Source organism: Streptomyces sp. NPDC048481, assembly GCF_043200075.1.
In the GTDB taxonomy this organism is placed as follows: Bacteria; Actinomycetota; Actinomycetes; order Streptomycetales; family Streptomycetaceae; genus Streptomyces.
Map to the genome: position 1 here is coordinate 858,301 of NZ_JBICXC010000002.1, position 16,323 is coordinate 874,623.

A 16,323-nucleotide genomic window follows, 5' to 3' on the forward strand; every position below is an offset into this window, starting at 1 on the left:
CTCGGGGGATAACCGGCGTCATACTGGCGACGGGCACGGTTCTCGGGCCGGGCCCGCCGCCCGTGGCGGAACCGCGCGCGTGAGCGAGCGCTACGCCCCGCGCGACCGGCACGCCCCCTTCCCGACCAGGATCCGGAGCCCGTGGCATGACTGTCTGCCTGCTCCTGCTCAGCGTCGTCGCGCTGACGGCCGCCGTGCCGGTCCCGCGTGCGCTCACCCGCTCCGCCTGGCCCGAGCGGGAGCCGGTGGTGGGGCTGTGGGTGTGGCAATGCCTGGTCGCCACCGTCCTGCTGTGCTGTCTGACCGCCCTGGTGCTGGGCGCGGCGGCCGTCTTCCACACCGTCCGCGTGCGGGTCTTCGCGCCGGCGCCGCCGTCGGTCACCGAGGCGTACGACCTGTCGGCCTCCTCGCCGTGGACGGCGACGCTCACCCTGCTGCTGGCCTGCGGGGCCGCCTGGACGACCGCGATGCTGGCCCGCGAGCTGTTCGAGGCGCGCCGGCGACGCGGCCGGGAGAGGGCCCTCCTGCGGGAGCGCGCCCCCGACCTGCCCGCCGGTCTGCCGTCGGCCCGCGGCCCGCTTCTCGTCCTGGAGGACGAGTACCCCGACGCCTGGTGGATGCCCGGCAGTCCGGCCCAGCTGATCGTCACGACCGGCGCTCTGCACCGCCTCACCTCCCACCAGCTGGACGCCGTCCTCACCCATGAGCGCGGCCATGCCCGCGCCCACCACGACTGGCTGCTCCATCTGTCCACCGCCCTCGCCACCGGCTTCCCCCGCATCCCGCTCTTCGCCCACTTCTGCGACCAGACCCACCGCCTGGTCGAACTCGCCGCCGACGACACGGCCTCGCGCCGCTGCGGTCACCTGACCACGGCGCTGGCCCTGATCGAGCTGAACCAGCACCGGGGCGTGCTGTCCTGCGCGTCCAGCCGCCGTCTGCTCGGGGAGCGCGTCGACCGCCTCCTCCAGCCGCCCCCGCGCCTGCTGCGCAGACAGCGTGCGCTGACGACCACGGCGGCCGCACTGGTGCCCCTGCTGCCGCTGCTGATCACGTTCGTCCCCGGCCTGGCCGCACTGACCTGAGCAGCCCCGCCGGTCCGCGTCCACCCGATCCGGCCCGCCCGCCAGTCCGCCCGCACCGTCATGAGCTGGCGTTTCTCACCCGACGGCCAGTCGTTCCAGCAGGTCAGGGCGGTTTCTGACGGTGCCGCAGGTGGCGCAACACTCTGGCAACACCCCTTTCCCTACCTTCTCGCTATGGTTCGAGCCATGCCATCCAGCGACCGTGTCCGAGAGCACGCCGGCCAGGGCGCGACCACCGTCGCCGCCCACCGTGCACGCCGTCGGCTGCGCGCTGACCAGGCCCGTCAACTGGCCGACATCCTGCGCCGCCAGCTGCTCACCGGCGGTTTCCCGGCGGGCACGCTCCCCCACGAGTCGACGCTCGCCGCCGACTACCGCGCCTCGCGCAACACCGTCCGCCAGGCACTCGACCTGCTGCGCGCGGAAGGCCTGGTGGAACGGCTGCCCGGCGTCGGCACGGTCGTCGTGGCGCAGAAGTTCCCGCACGGCCTGGATCGCCTGATGGGCCTCGCGGAGACCCTGCACGAGCACGGGCACGTCACCAACGAGGTCCGCACGATGGGCCCCGTCGCCGCACCCGCCCCGGTGGCCGAACGCCTCCGTGTCCGGCCCGGCGCCGACGTCCTCTACATCGAACGCCTGCGCCGGCTGGGCGGCGTCCCCCTCTCCCTCGACCTCACCTACGTCCCGCTCGACATCGGCGTCGACCTGCTGGGCGCCGACCTGGAGAACACCGACGTCTTCCGGCTCCTGGAGGCCCTCACCGGGCGGCGACTCGGCCACGCCGAGATCACTCTGGAGGCCGTGAACGCGGACGCCCACTCCGCCGCCGTCCTGGAGGCGCCACGAGGGTCGGCCGTCCTGATGCTCGAACGCCTCACCCACCTCGATGACGGACGCCCGGTGGATCTGGAGTTCATCCGCTTCCGCGGCGACCGCATCTCGATGAGCGGCCGGCTGCACCGCTCGCTGTGACCTTCCATCTCCCGCCCCCTCTGTCAGCCGTCCGCCCTGCTTCCCGCTCTCATCCCTTCATCGTTCGGCGAGGCCCCATCGGTTCGCCGCCGCACGGTTTTTCCCAGAATTCCCCGGGACCTTTTCGGAGACAGCCATGACCCTGGCACCCCAGCGGGCCGACGTGCCCGTGACCATCGACGAGTCGAAGTGCATCGACGGCTGCACCCTCTGCGTGGACATGTGCCCGCTGGACTCCCTCGCCATCGACGAGAGCAACGGCAAGGCCTATATGCACGTCGACGAATGCTGGTACTGCGGCCCGTGCGCGGCCCGCTGTCCCACCGGAGCCGTCACGGTCAACATGCCCTACCTGCTCCGGTGAAAGGCCCGATCCCCGATGAAACCCCGAACGACCGCCGCGTCCGCCGCCGCCCTCCTCCTGCTCCCGCTCACCGGATGCGGCAGCGCCCAGGCCGGTGACGGCTCCACGGTCACCGTCACCGTCGGCTACCAGTCCAAGACCATCAACACGGTCACGGCAGGCACCCTCCTGCGGTCCCTCGGTTACTTCGAGAAGCAGCTGAACGCCCTCGGCGACGGCAAGAGCTACAAGGTCGACTGGCAGGACTACGCCACCGGCGCCCCCATCACCGCCCAGATGACCGCGGGGAAGATCGACATCGGCTCGATGGGCGACTTCCCGCTCCTCATCAACGCGGCCCGCGGCAGGCAGCTCGGCAAGCCCACCCGTCTGGTGTCGGTCACCGGCTACAACCTGCGCGGCGGCCTCAACACCATCGTCACCGCCCCGGGCTCCCCGCTCGCCTCGATCGACGACCTCAAGGGCAGGAAGGTCTCCACGAGCGTCGGGTCCGCCGCCGACGGCACCCTGGTCCGCGCCCTGAAGCGCGCCGGCATCGACCCCGACAAGGGCGTCGAGAAACTCAACCAGCAGCCCGCCGTCGGGGCGTCGGCGCTCTCCGCGGGCAGCGCCGACGCGCTCTCGCAGTTCGTCGCCTGGCCCGGTCTGCTCGCCTACCAGGGCAAGGCGACAGCGCTCTACGACGGCGCCCAGCTCGATCTGCCCACCTTCCACGGCGTCACCGCCCGCGAGGACTTCGCGAAGAACCGCCCGGCCGTGCTGGAGGCGTTCCTGAAGGCCCAGGAGCAGGCCACGACCTACCTGAACGCCCACCCCGTGGCGGCCGCCGAGAGCGTCGCGAAGGCCACCGGCCTGCCCGCCGAGGTCGTCTACCTCTACAACGGCGCCCACGGCATCGCCACCTTCGACCCGGCCGTCAAGCCCGGGCTCGTCTCGGCGCTCAAGGAGGACGTGTCGATCCTGAAGGCGGCGAAGCTGACCGGCGACGTCGACGTCGACTCCTTCGTCGACGACCGCTACGTCAAGAAGGCCCTCGGCCCGTCCTACGCCCGCCGGCTCGCCGCCGCGCCGGCGCCCGCCGCGAGCGAGGTGTGGCCCAAGGGCGCCACGCGGACCCGTTCCTTCGCGACGCCGGGCGCGCTGCTGGCCTACGTCGCCCGGCACAAGGACGGCGTCCGCGCCGCCTACGTCCCCGACGCCACCACCGGCACCCTGTGGTTCGCCGACAAGGCCGTCTGGGTCGCCGACGGCACGACGCTCCTGCCGTTCGTCGCCCCGGCGACCGCCCGGGCCTACGTCGACGCCCACGCCGGCTCCCGGGTCGTCCCGTACGCCGACGCGCTGGGGCGGGCCTCGTGACCCGGTATGCCCTGCGGGCGGCGTCGGTGGCGGCCGCCCTCGGCCTGTGGCAGCTGCTGACCAGCCTGAACGTCGACCTGTGGCTGCGCTTCTCGCAGTTCCCCACGGTGGCGGACGTCGCCCGCACCTTCGCGGACCGCCTGGCCGGCGACGACTACTGGACCGACCTCACCGACAGCCTCACCCGCATCCTCACCGGCTTCCTCCTCGCCGCCGTCGTGGGCGTCGCCACGGGCGTGCTCGTGGCGCGCTCGCGGCTCGCCGAGGACCTGCTCGGGCCGGTTCTCGAAGTCGTCCGCCCCATCCCCGCGATCGCCCTGGTGCCCGTCGCGATCCTGCTCTTCCCCTCCAACGAGCAGGGCATCGTCTTCATCACCTTCACCGCCGCGTTCTTCCCCGTCATGGTCTCCACCCGGCACGCGGTCCGCGCCCTGGCCCCCGGCTGGGAGGAGGCGGTGCGCACCATGGGCGGCGGCCGGTGGCGGATCCTCGCCTCGGTGGTGCTGCCGGGCGCGCTGCCGGGCATCTTCGGCGGCCTCTCGGTCGGCCTCGGCGTCTCGTGGATCTGTGTGATCTCCGCCGAGATGATCTCCGGCCAGTACGGCGTCGGCTACCGCACCTGGCAGGACTACACCGTCGTCGACTACCCGGGCGTGTTCGTCGGCATGGCCACGATCGGCGTGCTCGGCTGGGCGACCTCCACGGCCGTGGAACTCCTCGGCCGCCGCCTGACCCGCTGGCTGCCCCGCACGTCCTACGTCCCCGCGGGCCGGCCCCGGACGGCGGGCCTTCGTACGGCCGCGGCAGTGCGAAGGCCTCCGGAACCGGCCGCCTCCGCCACCGCCGGCACCGGAACCGAGCCCGAGGGGGCGCGCGATGAACACCTCGTCTGAGACCCGCGACACGACCGGCCCGCCCGGCGGCACCACCCACGCCGACGGCACAGCAGACTCGACCGGCCCGAACAGCGCCATCGGCCCGAACGGTGCCGCCGGCCCGAACGGCGCCACCGGCACGATCAACCTGACCGGCGCAACCGACTGGTCCGACCCGTCCGACGCGTCCGAGCCGTCCAACCCGTCCGACTCGTCGGGCACGGCCGTCGGGGCGAGCCCCGGTCGGGCCTCGGGTGGGAACTCCGTGGCGACCGTGCTGGACGACACGGGTGCCGCCGCCCCCGGCGACGCCCACACGCCCGTGCGCGGGAGCACCGGGTCCGCCGAGCGCGGCACCCGGCTCACCCTGCGGGCGGCCACCCTCGGCCGTCCCGACGCCGCCGCCCTGGCCGACGTCGACCTCGACGTCCCGCCCGGCGAGATCCTCACCGTCGTCGGCCCGTCCGGCTGCGGCAAGTCGACGCTGCTGCGCACCCTGGCCGGACTGCTGCCCGCGCTGGCCGGCGCCGTGGAGCAGGACGGCCGGCCGATCACCGGACCCGCCGCGGACCGTGCGCTCGTCTTCCAGGAGGACGCCCTCCTGCCCTGGCGCACCCTGCTGGCCAACGTCGAACTCCCCCTCGCCATCCAGGGCACGCCCCGCGCGACGCGCCGCAAGCAGGCCGCCGACTGGCTCACCCGAGTCGGACTCGCCGACCGCGCACGGCAGTTGCCGCACCGCGTCTCCGGAGGCCAGCGCCAGCGCGCGCAACTGGCCCGGGCGCTCGCCGCGGGCCCGCGCGCCGTCCTCATGGACGAACCCTTCGGCGCCCTCGACGCCCAGACCCGCGCCGGCATGCAGGACCTCCTGGTGGAGGTACTGCGCGGCACGGGCGCGACCGTCGTCTTCGTCACCCACGACGTGGACGAGGCCCTGTTCCTCGGCGACCGCGTGGCACTCCTCGGGGCGGGCCGCCTCGTCGCCGTACGGGACGTGCCGCGCCCCCGCGATCGCGCCGCCCACGACGACCCCGCGCGCGTGGCCCTGCGGCGGGCCGTCCTGACCTCACTGAACACCTGAAAGGCACCCCGGTGGACACCCCTGTGCAGATCCCCGCGCTCGGCGACGCCGAGGAGCTGACCTGCGACGTCCTCGTCATCGGCGGCGGCACCGCCGGCACCATGGCGGCCCTCACCGCCGCCGAGCGCGGCGCCGGCGTACTCCTCCTGGAGAAGGCGCACGTGCGCCACTCCGGGGCGCTCGCGATGGGCATGGACGGCGTCAACAACGCGGTCGTCCCAGGCCGGGCCGAGCCCGACGACTACGTCGCCGAGATCACCCGCGCCAACGACGGCATCGTCGACCAGGCGACCGTCCGCCAGACCGCGACCCGCGGTTTCGCCATGGTGCAGCGGCTGGAGTCGTACGGCGTGAAGTTCGAGAAGGACGAACACGGCGACTACGCGGTCCGCCAGGTCCACCGGTCCGGCTCCTACGTGCTGCCGATGCCGGAGGGCAAGGACGTCAAGAAGGTCCTGTACCGGCAGTTGCGGCGGCGCGAGATGCGGGAGCGGATCCGCATCGAGAACCGGGTGATGCCGGTGCGGGTGCTGACCTCCCCCGAGGACGGACGCGCCATCGGCGCCGTCGGCTTCAACACCCGCACCGGACGGTTCGTCACCGTCCGCGCGGGCGGCGTCGTCCTCGCGACCGGCGCCTGCGGCCGCCTCGGACTGCCCGCCTCCGGATACCTGTACGGCACGTACGAGAACCCCACCAACGCGGGCGACGGCTACGCCATGGCCTACCATGCCGGCGCCGAGCTGACCGGCATCGAGTGCTTCCAGATCAACCCGCTGATCAAGGACTACAACGGTCCCGCGTGCGCCTACGTCGCCAACCCCTTCGGCGGCTACCAGGTCAACCGGCACGGCGAGCGCTTCGTCGACTCCGACTACTGGTCGGGGCAGATGATGGCCGAATTCGCCGCGGAGGTCGCCAGCGACCGCGGCCCCGTCTACCTGAAGCTCAGCCATCTGCCCGAGGAGTCGCTCTCCGCCCTGGAGACGATCCTGCACTCCACCGAGCGGCCCACCCGCGGCACCTTCCACTCCGGTCGCGGTCACGACTACCGCACCCATGACATCGAGATGCACATCTCGGAGATCGGCCTGTGCGGCGGCCACTCGGCCTCCGGCGTACGGGTGGACGAGCACGCCCGCACGACCGTCCCCCGCCTGTACGCGGCCGGCGACCTGGCCTGCGTCCCGCACAACTACATGATCGGCGCGTTCGTCTTCGGCGACCTCGCGGGCGCGGACGCGGCCCGGTACACGGCGTACGACGGTGAGCTGCCCGCCGACCAGCTGCGCGAGGCGCACGAGCTGATCTACCGCCCGCTGCGCAACCCCGACGGCCCGCCGCAGCCCCAGGTCGAGTACAAGCTGCGCCGCTTCGTGAACGACTACGTGGCGCCGCCGAAGTCGGGCGCGCGGCTGTCGCTGGCCCTGGAGTCCTTCGAGCGCATGCGGGACGACATCGCCGAGATGGGCGCGCGCACCCCGCACGAGCTGATGCGCTGCGCCGAGGTCTCCTTCATCCGCGACTGCGCGGAGATGGCCGCGCGCGCCTCCCTGGCCCGCACCGAGTCCCGCTGGGGCCTCTACCACGAACGCCTCGACCACCCCCGCCGCGACGACGAGTCCTGGTTCCACCACCTCGATCTGCACAAGTCCCCCTCCGGCGCTATGGAGTTCACGGCCAGACCCGTGGCTCCCTATCTGGTTCCGGTCGACGAGTTCAGCCCCGTCGGCGGCCCCTCACGCCATCTCGGCGAGGTCCGCCCCGAGGACGTGGCCACGGCCGGCTCACGCGACGTGGCCCCCGTCGCCGCCGGCCCCGAGTCCCTCCCCGACGCGGCCGCCTCGACGGCGAACGGCGCCTCGGCGTCCGGCTCCGGTCCCGACGACCCCGAGTCGTCCTCCTCCCTCCACTCCGCGTCCCTCCAGTCCTCCGCCCTCCACTCCTCCTCCCGTCTCCTCGAACTCGTGGCCCTCGCCGAGGAGGAACCCGAACTCGACGCCCTGCTCCCCTACCTGACCGATCCGGCGCCCGCCGTCCGGCGTGAGGCCGTCGCGGTACTCACCGAGACCGTGCCGTCGGGCACCGGCCCCGCGCTCGCCCAGGCACTGCGCGACCCCACCTCGGAGGTACGGGCCACCGCGGCGGCCTCGCTCCGGGAACTCGTCGAGACCCTGCCGCCCGAGCCGGCCCTGCGCGACGGGCTCACCGCCGCACTGACCGACTCCGACCCGGTGGTCCGCGCCGCGGCCCTGGACGTGCTGCGCGCCTTGCGTCTCGGCGACGCCGCCCTCTTCGCCGACGCCCTCGCCGACGCCGACATCGCCGTCCGCATCGAGGCCGTCCGCGCCCTGGTCTCCGTCGACGCCGCCGACGAACTGGCCCGGGCGGCCACCGCCGACCCGTCCCGCGAGGTCCGCGTCGCCATGGCCAAGTCCCTGGCCACGGTGGCTGCCGGCCGCCTGAACGACACCCTCGCGGGCGAGGCCACGGGGGCGGGCACTGCTGCGGGCGCCGACGCCGACGCCGAACCGGGAGCCGATGCCGGGCCCGCTCCCGACGCCGTGCACACGGCTCTCGTCGCCCTCGTCGACGACCCCGATGCCCTGGTCCGGGCCGCCGCCTACGGCGCGCTGGGCGCCACCGGCTGCCCGGAACCGCTCGCCGTACGGGCCGTGGCCGCGCTGTCGGACCCGGCGTGGCAGGTACGGGCGGGCGCCGCGACCGCACTGTCCGTGACCCACCCCGACACGGCCGTTCCCGTGCTGGCCAAGGCGCTGGCCGACCCGAACGCCGACGTCCGCAAGGCCGCCGTCCTGGCCCTGACCCGTCACCGCGACACGGAGGCCGCCCGGGCCGCCCTGGCCACGGCGACGACGGACGCCGACGCGGACGTCAGGGCATACGCCGCCCGGGCCTTGTAGACCGGCCCGTCCGGGAACGCCCGGTCACATCCGTCCGGACGGTCAGGACCGCACGCCCGGTCGGTCGGATCGGTCAGCCCTGGCAGTCGACGCGCCCTGACGACTCCATGCGCCCCGACGGACCGGTGGGATCGGTGGGATCGGTCGGTCAGAGGCGCCGGTCGGTCAGAGGCGCCGGTCCGACCGAACCCCATGTGGTCCCGAAGCCGGCCCCCGCTACATCCAGTCCTCGGGCTCCGGTTCCGCGTCCATCTCGGGCCAGTGATCCGGGTCGTCCGGGTCCGTGTGGGTGGGGGCGCCGGCTGCACGGTCGGCGCTCGCGGCGGGAGCCGTGGGGGCCGCGGCGGCCGTGTCCGGTGGGCCGCCGAGCGAGGCCAGCACGGCGAGGACGCCCTCCCCGTACGTGGCCAGCTTTCTCTCGCCGACGCCGCTGACGCCGCCGAGCTGCTCCACGGACGTCGGCCAGGCCAGGGCGATCTCGCGCAGCGTCGCGTCGTGGAAGATGACGTAGGCCGGTACGCCCTGCTCACGGGCCTGCTCGGCGCGCCAGGCGCGCAAGGCCTCGAAGGCTGGCTGGAGCGCCTCGGGCAGCTCGGCCGCGACGGCCTTGGCCTTGCCCCGGCCGGACGAGGAGCCCGACCCCTTCGACGTCGCCGCCTTCTTCGGCTCCTTGCGCAACGGGACGTCCCGCTCCCGGCGCAGTACCGCGCCGCTGGCCTCCGTGAGCACCAGGGTGCCGTACTCCCCTTCGACCGCCAGCAGCCCCTGGGCCAGCAACTGCCGGACGACTCCTCGCCATTCGCCCTCGGTGAGTTCCTCGCCGATACCGAACACGGACAGCTGGTCGTGGTCGAACTGGATCACCTTCGCGGTGCGCTTGCCCATCAGGATGTCGACGATCTGCACCGCGCCGAACTTCTGGCCGCGTTCCCGTTGCAGCCGCACGATGGTCGACAGCACCTTCTGGGCCGCGACCGTGCCGTCCCAGGTCTCCGGCGGGGTGAGGCAGGTGTCGCAGTTGCCGCAGCCCGCCGCGTCCGGCTCCTGGCCGAAGTAGGCGAGGAGCTGGCCCCGTCGGCACTGGACGGTCTCGCACAGCGCGAGCATCGACTCCAGGTGGGCGCCGGCCCGCCGGCGGAAGGCCTCGTCGCCCTCACCGCTCTGGATCATCTTGCGCTGCTGGATGACGTCGTTGAGGCCGTAGGCCATCCATGCGGTGGAGGGCAGGCCGTCGCGTCCGCCGCGTCCGGTCTCCTGGTAGTAGCCCTCGACCGACTTGGGCAGGTCGAGGTGGGCGACGAACCGGACGTCGGGCTTGTCGATGCCCATGCCGAAGGCGATGGTCGCGCAGACGACCAGGCCGTCCTCGCGCAGGAACCGGGACTGGTGCGCCGCGCGCGTGCCCGCGTCCAGGCCCGCGTGGTAGGGCACGGCCTCGACGCCGTTGCGGGTGAGGAACTCGGCCGTCTTCTCGACGGAGTTGCGCGAGAGGCAGTAGACGATGCCCGCGTCGCCCGCGTGCTCCTCGCGCAGAAAGCTCAGCAGCTGCTTCTTGGGGTCGGACTTCGGCACGATCCGGTACTGGATGTTGGGCCGGTCGAAGCTGGCGACGAAGTGGCGGGCCGCCGGCATGGCGAGCCGCTGGGTGATCTCCTGGTGCGTGGCGTGGGTGGCCGTCGCGGTGAGCGCGATCCGCGGGACGTCCGGCCAGCGCTCGCCGAGGAGGGAGAGGGAGAGGTAGTCGGGGCGGAAGTCGTGGCCCCACTGGGACACGCAGTGCGCCTCGTCGATCGCGAACACGGAGATCTTGCCGCGCGAGAGGAGGTCGAGGGTGGACTGAAGCCGCAGCCGCTCGGGCGCCAGGTACAGCAGGTCCAGCTCTCCCGCGAGGAACTCGGCCTCGACCACGCGCCGCTCGTCGAAGTCCTGCGTGGAGTTCATGAACCCGGCGTTGACGCCGAGCGCCCGCAGCGCGTCCACCTGGTCCTGCATCAGCGCGATCAGCGGGGAGACGACGACACCTGTACCTGGTCTGACCAGCGCGGGGATCTGATAGCACAGGGACTTGCCGCCGCCGGTGGGCATGAGGACGACCGCGTCGCCGCCGGCCACCACGTGTTCGATGACCGCTTCCTGCTCGCCGCGGAAGGCGTCGTACCCGAAGACCCGGTGCAGCGTGGCCAGTGCCTCGCTCTCGGTCCGCTCCGGTGTCCCGGTGATACCTGTCATCTCGCTGATCCCGCCCGTCGCGCCCATCGACTGGTCCCCCGTACGTCGTCCTTCGACCACTGCCTCCACGATAGGGCTCCGGACTGACAGCGCCGGAGTTATCCACAGCCCCGTTCCGGTGACTCTGCGTGACGGCCCGGTGGATGGCGGCCGCCCACGCGGATGGGCCCGGCCCCCGTGCCGAGGTACCGGGCCCACCGTACGCACCGCCGCGGCTGGGCGGCGCCGTGGCTCAGCGCACGAACACTCCCGCCTGGTTCGCCAGGTCCAGGAAGTACTGCGGCGCCACGCCGAGGACCAGCGTGACCGCCACTCCCACCGCGATCGCCATCATCGTCAGCGGCGACGGGACGGCGACGGTGGGGCCGTCGGCCCTCGGCTCGCTGAAGAACATCAGCACGATCACCCGGATGTAGAAGAAGGCGGCGATCGCCGACGAGATCACGCCGACCACGACCAGCGGGGCCGCACCGCCCTCCGCCGCCGCCTTGAACACGGCGAACTTCCCGGCGAAACCGGAGGTCAGCGGGATGCCGGCGAAGGCCAGCAGGAACACCGCGAAGACGGCCGCCACCAAGGGCGACCTGCGTCCGAGTCCGGCCCACTTGGACAGGTGCGTGGCCTCTCCGCCGGCGTCGCGTACGAGGGTGACCACGGCGAAGGCGCCGATCGTCACGAACGAGTACGCGGCCAGATAGAACAGGACCGACGAGACGCCGTCCGGGGTGGTCGCGATGACGCCGGCGAGGATGAATCCGGCGTGCGCGATGGACGAGTACGCCAGCAGCCGCTTGATGTCGGTCTGGGTGATCGCGACGATCGCGCCGCCCAGCATCGTGATGATCGCGACGCCCCACATCACCGGCCGCCAGTCCCAGCGCAGGCCCGGCAGGACCACATAGAGCAGGCGCAGAAGCGCGCCGAAGGCGGCCACCTTGGTCGCCGCGGCCATGAAGCCGGTGACCGGGGTGGGAGCGCCCTGGTAGACGTCGGGCGTCCACATGTGGAACGGCACCGCGCCCACCTTGAACAGCAGGCCCATGACGATCATCGCGGCGCCGACGAGGAGCAGTGCGTCGTTGCCCATGGTGTCGGCGAGCGCCGGGTTGACGTTCTGGACGGTGCCGTCGACGACCTGGGCGATCGTCCCGTACGACACCGAGCCCGCGTAGCCGTACAGCAGGGCGATGCCGAAGAGGGTGAAGGCGGAGGCGAACGCACCGAGGAGGAAGTACTTGACCGCGGCCTCCTGCGACATGAGCCGCTTGCGGCGGGCCAGGGCGCACAGGAGGTACAGGGGCAGCGAGAAGACTTCCAGGGCGATGAAGAGCGTCAGCAGGTCGTTGGCCGACGGGAAGACGAGCATTCCGGCGACCGCGAAGAGGAGCAGCGGGAAGACCTCGGTCGTCGTGAACCCGGCCTTGACGGCGGCCTGTTCGCTCTCGCTGCCGGGCACGGAGGCCGCCTGGGCGGCGAAGGAGTCGACGCGGGCCCCGTGCGCCTCGGGGTCGAGGCGCCGTTCGGCGAAGGTGAACAGTCCGACCAGGGCGGCCAGCAGGATGGTGCCCTGCAGGAAGAGGGCGGGCCCGTCGACGGCGATCGCGCCCATGGCCGCGATGCGTGCCTTGGTGGTGCCGTATCCGTCCGCGGCCAGGGCGACCACGGCGGCGAACGCGGCGATCAGGGCGACGACGGAGACGAAGAGCTGTGCGTAGTAGCGGTGCTTGCGCGGCACGAACGCCTCGACCAGCACTCCGATGATCGCGGCGCCCAGGATGATCAGCGTGGGCGAGAGCTGCCCGTATTCGATCTTCGGGGTGTCGATCTTCGAGATCGGGTCGGCCGCGGTTGCCGCCGTTGTCCACAGGCTGTGGACGGCTGATGCGCTCACTTGGCCGCCTCCACCTCGGGCTTGGGGTCCTTCTTGTGTACGTCGGACAGCGTCTGCTTGACCGACGGGTTCACGATGTCGGTGACGGGCTTCGGGTAGACGCCCAGGAAGATCAACAGCACGATCAGCGGGGTGACGACCACGAGTTCCCGCGCGCGCAGGTCGGGCATCGCGGAGACCTCGGGTTTCACCGGGCCGGTCATCGTCCGCTGGTAGAGCACGAGCGTGTAGAGCGCGGCGAGCACGATGCCGAAGGTGGCGACGATGCCGATGGCCGGATAGCGCGAGAACGTGCCGACCAGGACGAGGAACTCGCTCACGAACGGCGCGAGCCCCGGCAGCGACAGCGTCGCCAGGCCGCCGATCAGGAAGGTGCCGGCGAGCACCGGGGCGACCTTCTGCACCCCGCCGTAGTCGGCGATGAGCCGCGAGCCGCGCCGCGAGATGAGGAATCCGGCGACCAGCATCAGGGCGGCCGTCGAGATCCCGTGGTTGACCATGTACAGCGTCGCGCCGGACTGGCCCTGGCTGGTCATCGCGAAGATGCCCAGGATGATGAACCCGAAGTGCGAGATCGACGCGTACGCCACCAGCCGCTTGATGTCACGCTGGCCGACCGCGAGCAGCGCCCCGTAGACGATGCTGATCACCGCGAGGACGAGGATGACGGGCGTCGCCCACTTGCTGGCCTCCGGGAAGAGCTGGAGGCAGAAACGGAGCATCGCGAAGGTGCCCACCTTGTCGACGACCGCCGTGATGAGGACGGCGACCGGGGCGGTGGCCTCCCCCATGGCGTTGGGCAGCCAGGTGTGCAGCGGCCACAGCGGCGCCTTCACCGCGAAGGCGAAGAAGAACCCGAGGAACAGCCAGCGTTCCGTGCCGGTCGCCATGTGGAGCGTGCCGTCGGCGCGGGCCTGGGCGATCTCCGTGAGCGAGAAGTTTCCGGCGACCACGTAGAGGCCGATCACCGCGGCCAGCATGATCAGCCCGCCGACCAGGTTGTACAGGAGGAACTTCACGGCCGCGTACGACCGTTGGGTGGACGCCGCCTCCTCGCCGTGCTCGTGGGCGCGGTCCCCGAAGCCGCCGATGAGGAAGTACATCGGGATGAGCATGGCTTCGAAGAAGATGTAGAAGAGGAAGACGTCGGTGGCCTCGAAGGAGAGGATCACCATCGCCTCGACGGCCAGGATCAGGGCGAAGAAGCCCTGCGTGGGCCGCCAGCGCTTGTTGCCCGTCTCCAGAGGATCGGCGTCGTGCCAGCCCGCGAGGATGACGAACGGGATCAGCAGGGCGGTCAGCGCGACGAGCGCGACCCCGATGCCGTCCACGCCCAGCTCGTACCTGACCCCGAAATCCTTGATCCAGGAGTGGGATTCGGTGAGCTGGTAGCGGCCGCCGTCCGGGTCGTAGCGGACCAGGACGACGACGGCGAGGGCCAGTGTCGCGAGGGAGAACAGCAGGGCCAGTGCTTTGGCGGCGTTGCGCCGGGCGGCCGGGACGGCGGCCGTGGCGACCGCCCCGATCGCGGGGAGCGCCGCCGTCGCTGTCAGCAGAGGAAAGGACATCGGTATCAGACCGCCCTCATCAGCAGGGTCGCGGCGACGAGGAGTGCCGCACCGCCGAACATCGAGACCGCGTACGACCGCGCGAAGCCGTTCTGCAGTCGGCGCAGCCGCCCGGAGAGGCCGCCGACCGAGGCCGCCGTGCCGTTGACGACGCCGTCGACCAGGGTGTGGTCGACGTAGACCAGGGAGCGTGTGAGGTGCTCGCCGCCGCGTACCAGGACGACGTGGTTGAAGTCGTCCTGGAGCAGGTCCCGCCGGGCGGCCCGGGTGAGCAGCGACCCGCGCGGGGCGACGGCGGGGACGGGACGGCGGCCGTACTGGGCGTAGGCGATGCCGACGCCGATGAGCAGGCAGACCATGGTCGCTCCGGTGACCGTCGCCACGCTGAGCGGCGAGTCGCCCTCGCTGTGCCCGGTGACGGGTTCCAGCCAGTGCAGGAAGCGGTCGCCGATGCTGAAGAATCCGCCGGCGAAGACCGAACCGAAGGCCAGCACGATCATGGGGATCGTCATGACCTTGGGCGACTCGTGCGGGTGCGGCTCGGCGTGCTCGCCGTGGTGCTCTGCGGCGGGCTCCGCGCTGGGCGCCTCGGGCGAGCGGGTGGGCCGGTTCCTCCAGCGCTCCTCGCCGAAGAACGTCATCAGCATCACGCGCGTCATGTAGTACGCGGTGATGGCCGCGCCGAGCAGGGCGCACGCGCCGAGGATCCAGCCCTCGGCGCCGCCCTTGGCGAACGCAGCCTCGATGATCTTGTCCTTGGAGAAGAAGCCGGACAGCCCCGGGAACCCGATGATCGCGAGGTAGCCGAGTCCGAAGGTGACGAAGGTGACCGGCATGTACTTGCGCAGGCCGCCGTACTTGCGCATGTCGACCTCGTCGTTCATGCCGTGCATGACCGAACCGGCGCCGAGGAACAGGCCGGCCTTGAAGAAGCCGTGCGTCACCAGGTGCATGATCGCGAAGACGTAGCCGATCGGGCCGAGGCCCGCGGCCAGCACCATGTAGCCGATCTGCGACATCGTCGAGCCGGCCAGCGCCTTCTTGATGTCGTCCTTCGCGCAACCGACGATCGCACCGAACAGGAGCGTGACGGCGCCGACGACGGTGACGACCAGCTGCGCGTCCGGGGCCCCGTTGAAGATCGCGGCCGACCGGACGATCAGGTACACGCCCGCGGTGACCATGGTGGCGGCGTGGATGAGGGCCGAGACCGGGGTCGGGCCCTCCATCGCGTCCCCGAGCCAGGACTGGAGCGGCACCTGCGCGGACTTGCCGCAGGCGGCGAGCAGCAGCATCAGGGCGATGGCCGTGAGCTTGCCCTCCGAGGCGTCACCGGCGATGCCGGTCTCCCCCTCCGCCCCCAGCAGCGGGCCGAACGCGAACGTGCCGAAGGTGGTGAACATCAGCATGATGGCGATGGACAGGCCCATGTCGCCGACGCGGTTGACCAGGAAGGCCTTCTTCGCGGCGGTGGCGGCGCTGGGCTTGTGCTGCCAGAAGCCGATGAGCAGGTAGGACGCGAGGCCCACCCCCTCCCAGCCGACGTACAGCAGAAGGTAGTTGTCGGCGAGGACGAGCAGCAGCATCGCCGCGAGGAACAGGTTCAGGTAGCCGAAGAAGCGGCGGCGCCGCTCGTCGTGCTCCATGTACCCGACCGAGTACAGGTGGATCAGCGAGCCGACGCCCGTGATCAGCAGCACGAACGTCATCGACAACTGGTCGAGGCGGAAGCCGACGTCCGCCTGGAAGCCCTCGACCGGGATCCAGCTGAACAGGTGCTGGGTCAGCGTCCGGTCTTCGGCGCTCCTGCCCAGCAGGTCGGCGAACAGGACGAGACCGAGCACGAAGGACACGGTCGACAGGAGCGTGCCGATCCAGTGGCCGACGGCGTCGAGCCGACGGCCGCCGACCAGCAGGACGGCCGCTCCGAGCAGGGGCGCCGCGACGAGCAGCGCAATCAGGTTCTCCACGT

The 16,323-nt window shown here is 71.9% G+C and carries 11 protein-coding genes; 7 read left to right on the top strand and 4 right to left on the bottom strand.

What is annotated here, in order from left to right; translation table 11 throughout:
- Positions 1 to 146: 146 nt before the first annotated feature.
- From ACGFSH_RS10050 to ACGFSH_RS10080, 7 genes are all read left to right on the top strand, one after another.
- Entirely contained in the window at positions 147 to 1,085 is a 939-nt protein-coding gene (locus ACGFSH_RS10050; protein WP_393346717.1) for a M56 family metallopeptidase, read from the top strand.
- Positions 1,086 to 1,271: 186 nt separating this feature from the next.
- Positions 1,272 to 2,060, top strand: a complete 789-nt coding sequence (locus tag ACGFSH_RS10055) for a GntR family transcriptional regulator (protein ID WP_393346719.1) — start codon at positions 1,272 to 1,274, stop codon at positions 2,058 to 2,060.
- A 136-nt stretch (positions 2,061 to 2,196) separates the two neighbouring features.
- Complete coding sequence (locus tag ACGFSH_RS10060; protein WP_020130156.1) at positions 2,197 to 2,424, top strand: ferredoxin family protein; 228 nt, start codon at positions 2,197 to 2,199, stop codon at positions 2,422 to 2,424.
- Positions 2,425 to 2,439: 15 nt separating this feature from the next.
- On the top strand, positions 2,440 to 3,783 hold the full coding sequence (locus tag ACGFSH_RS10065) for an ABC transporter substrate-binding protein (protein WP_393346721.1): 1,344 nt from the start codon (positions 2,440 to 2,442) through the stop codon (positions 3,781 to 3,783).
- Entirely contained in the window at positions 3,780 to 4,676 is an 897-nt protein-coding gene (locus ACGFSH_RS10070) for an ABC transporter permease (RefSeq protein ID WP_393346723.1), read from the top strand. The genes ACGFSH_RS10065 and ACGFSH_RS10070 overlap by 4 nt, the downstream gene beginning before the upstream one ends.
- 304 nt (positions 4,677 to 4,980) lie before the next feature.
- Positions 4,981 to 5,739 (top strand): ABC transporter ATP-binding protein, encoded by a 759-nt coding sequence (locus tag ACGFSH_RS10075; RefSeq protein ID WP_393346988.1) that lies wholly within the window; start codon positions 4,981 to 4,983, stop codon positions 5,737 to 5,739.
- Between the two features lie 11 nt (positions 5,740 to 5,750).
- Positions 5,751 to 8,663 (top strand): fumarate reductase/succinate dehydrogenase flavoprotein subunit, encoded by a 2,913-nt coding sequence (locus ACGFSH_RS10080; RefSeq protein WP_393346725.1) that lies wholly within the window; start codon positions 5,751 to 5,753, stop codon positions 8,661 to 8,663.
- Between the two features lie 216 nt (positions 8,664 to 8,879).
- Here ACGFSH_RS10080 and recQ read toward each other — a convergent pair whose 3' ends face one another.
- The 4 genes from recQ to nuoL form a co-directional block, all read right to left on the bottom strand.
- Positions 8,880 to 10,919 carry a DNA helicase RecQ gene (gene recQ, locus ACGFSH_RS10085; protein WP_393346990.1) on the bottom strand — a complete coding sequence of 680 codons (2,040 nt, stop codon included), beginning with the start codon at positions 10,917 to 10,919 and terminating at the stop codon, positions 8,880 to 8,882.
- 205 nt (positions 10,920 to 11,124) lie between these two features.
- Complete coding sequence (gene nuoN / locus ACGFSH_RS10090) at positions 11,125 to 12,783, bottom strand: NADH-quinone oxidoreductase subunit NuoN (RefSeq protein ID WP_393346727.1); 1,659 nt, start codon at positions 12,781 to 12,783, stop codon at positions 11,125 to 11,127.
- Positions 12,780 to 14,351: an NADH-quinone oxidoreductase subunit M gene (locus tag ACGFSH_RS10095; RefSeq protein WP_393346729.1), complete on the bottom strand. Its 1,572-nt coding sequence runs from the start codon at positions 14,349 to 14,351 to the stop codon at positions 12,780 to 12,782. Before ACGFSH_RS10095 ends, nuoN begins: the two co-directional genes overlap by 4 nt.
- A gap of 5 nt (positions 14,352 to 14,356) precedes the next feature.
- Entirely contained in the window at positions 14,357 to 16,321 is a 1,965-nt protein-coding gene (nuoL, locus tag ACGFSH_RS10100; RefSeq protein ID WP_393346731.1) for an NADH-quinone oxidoreductase subunit L, read from the bottom strand.
- Between the last annotated feature and the right edge of the window lie 2 nt (positions 16,322 to 16,323).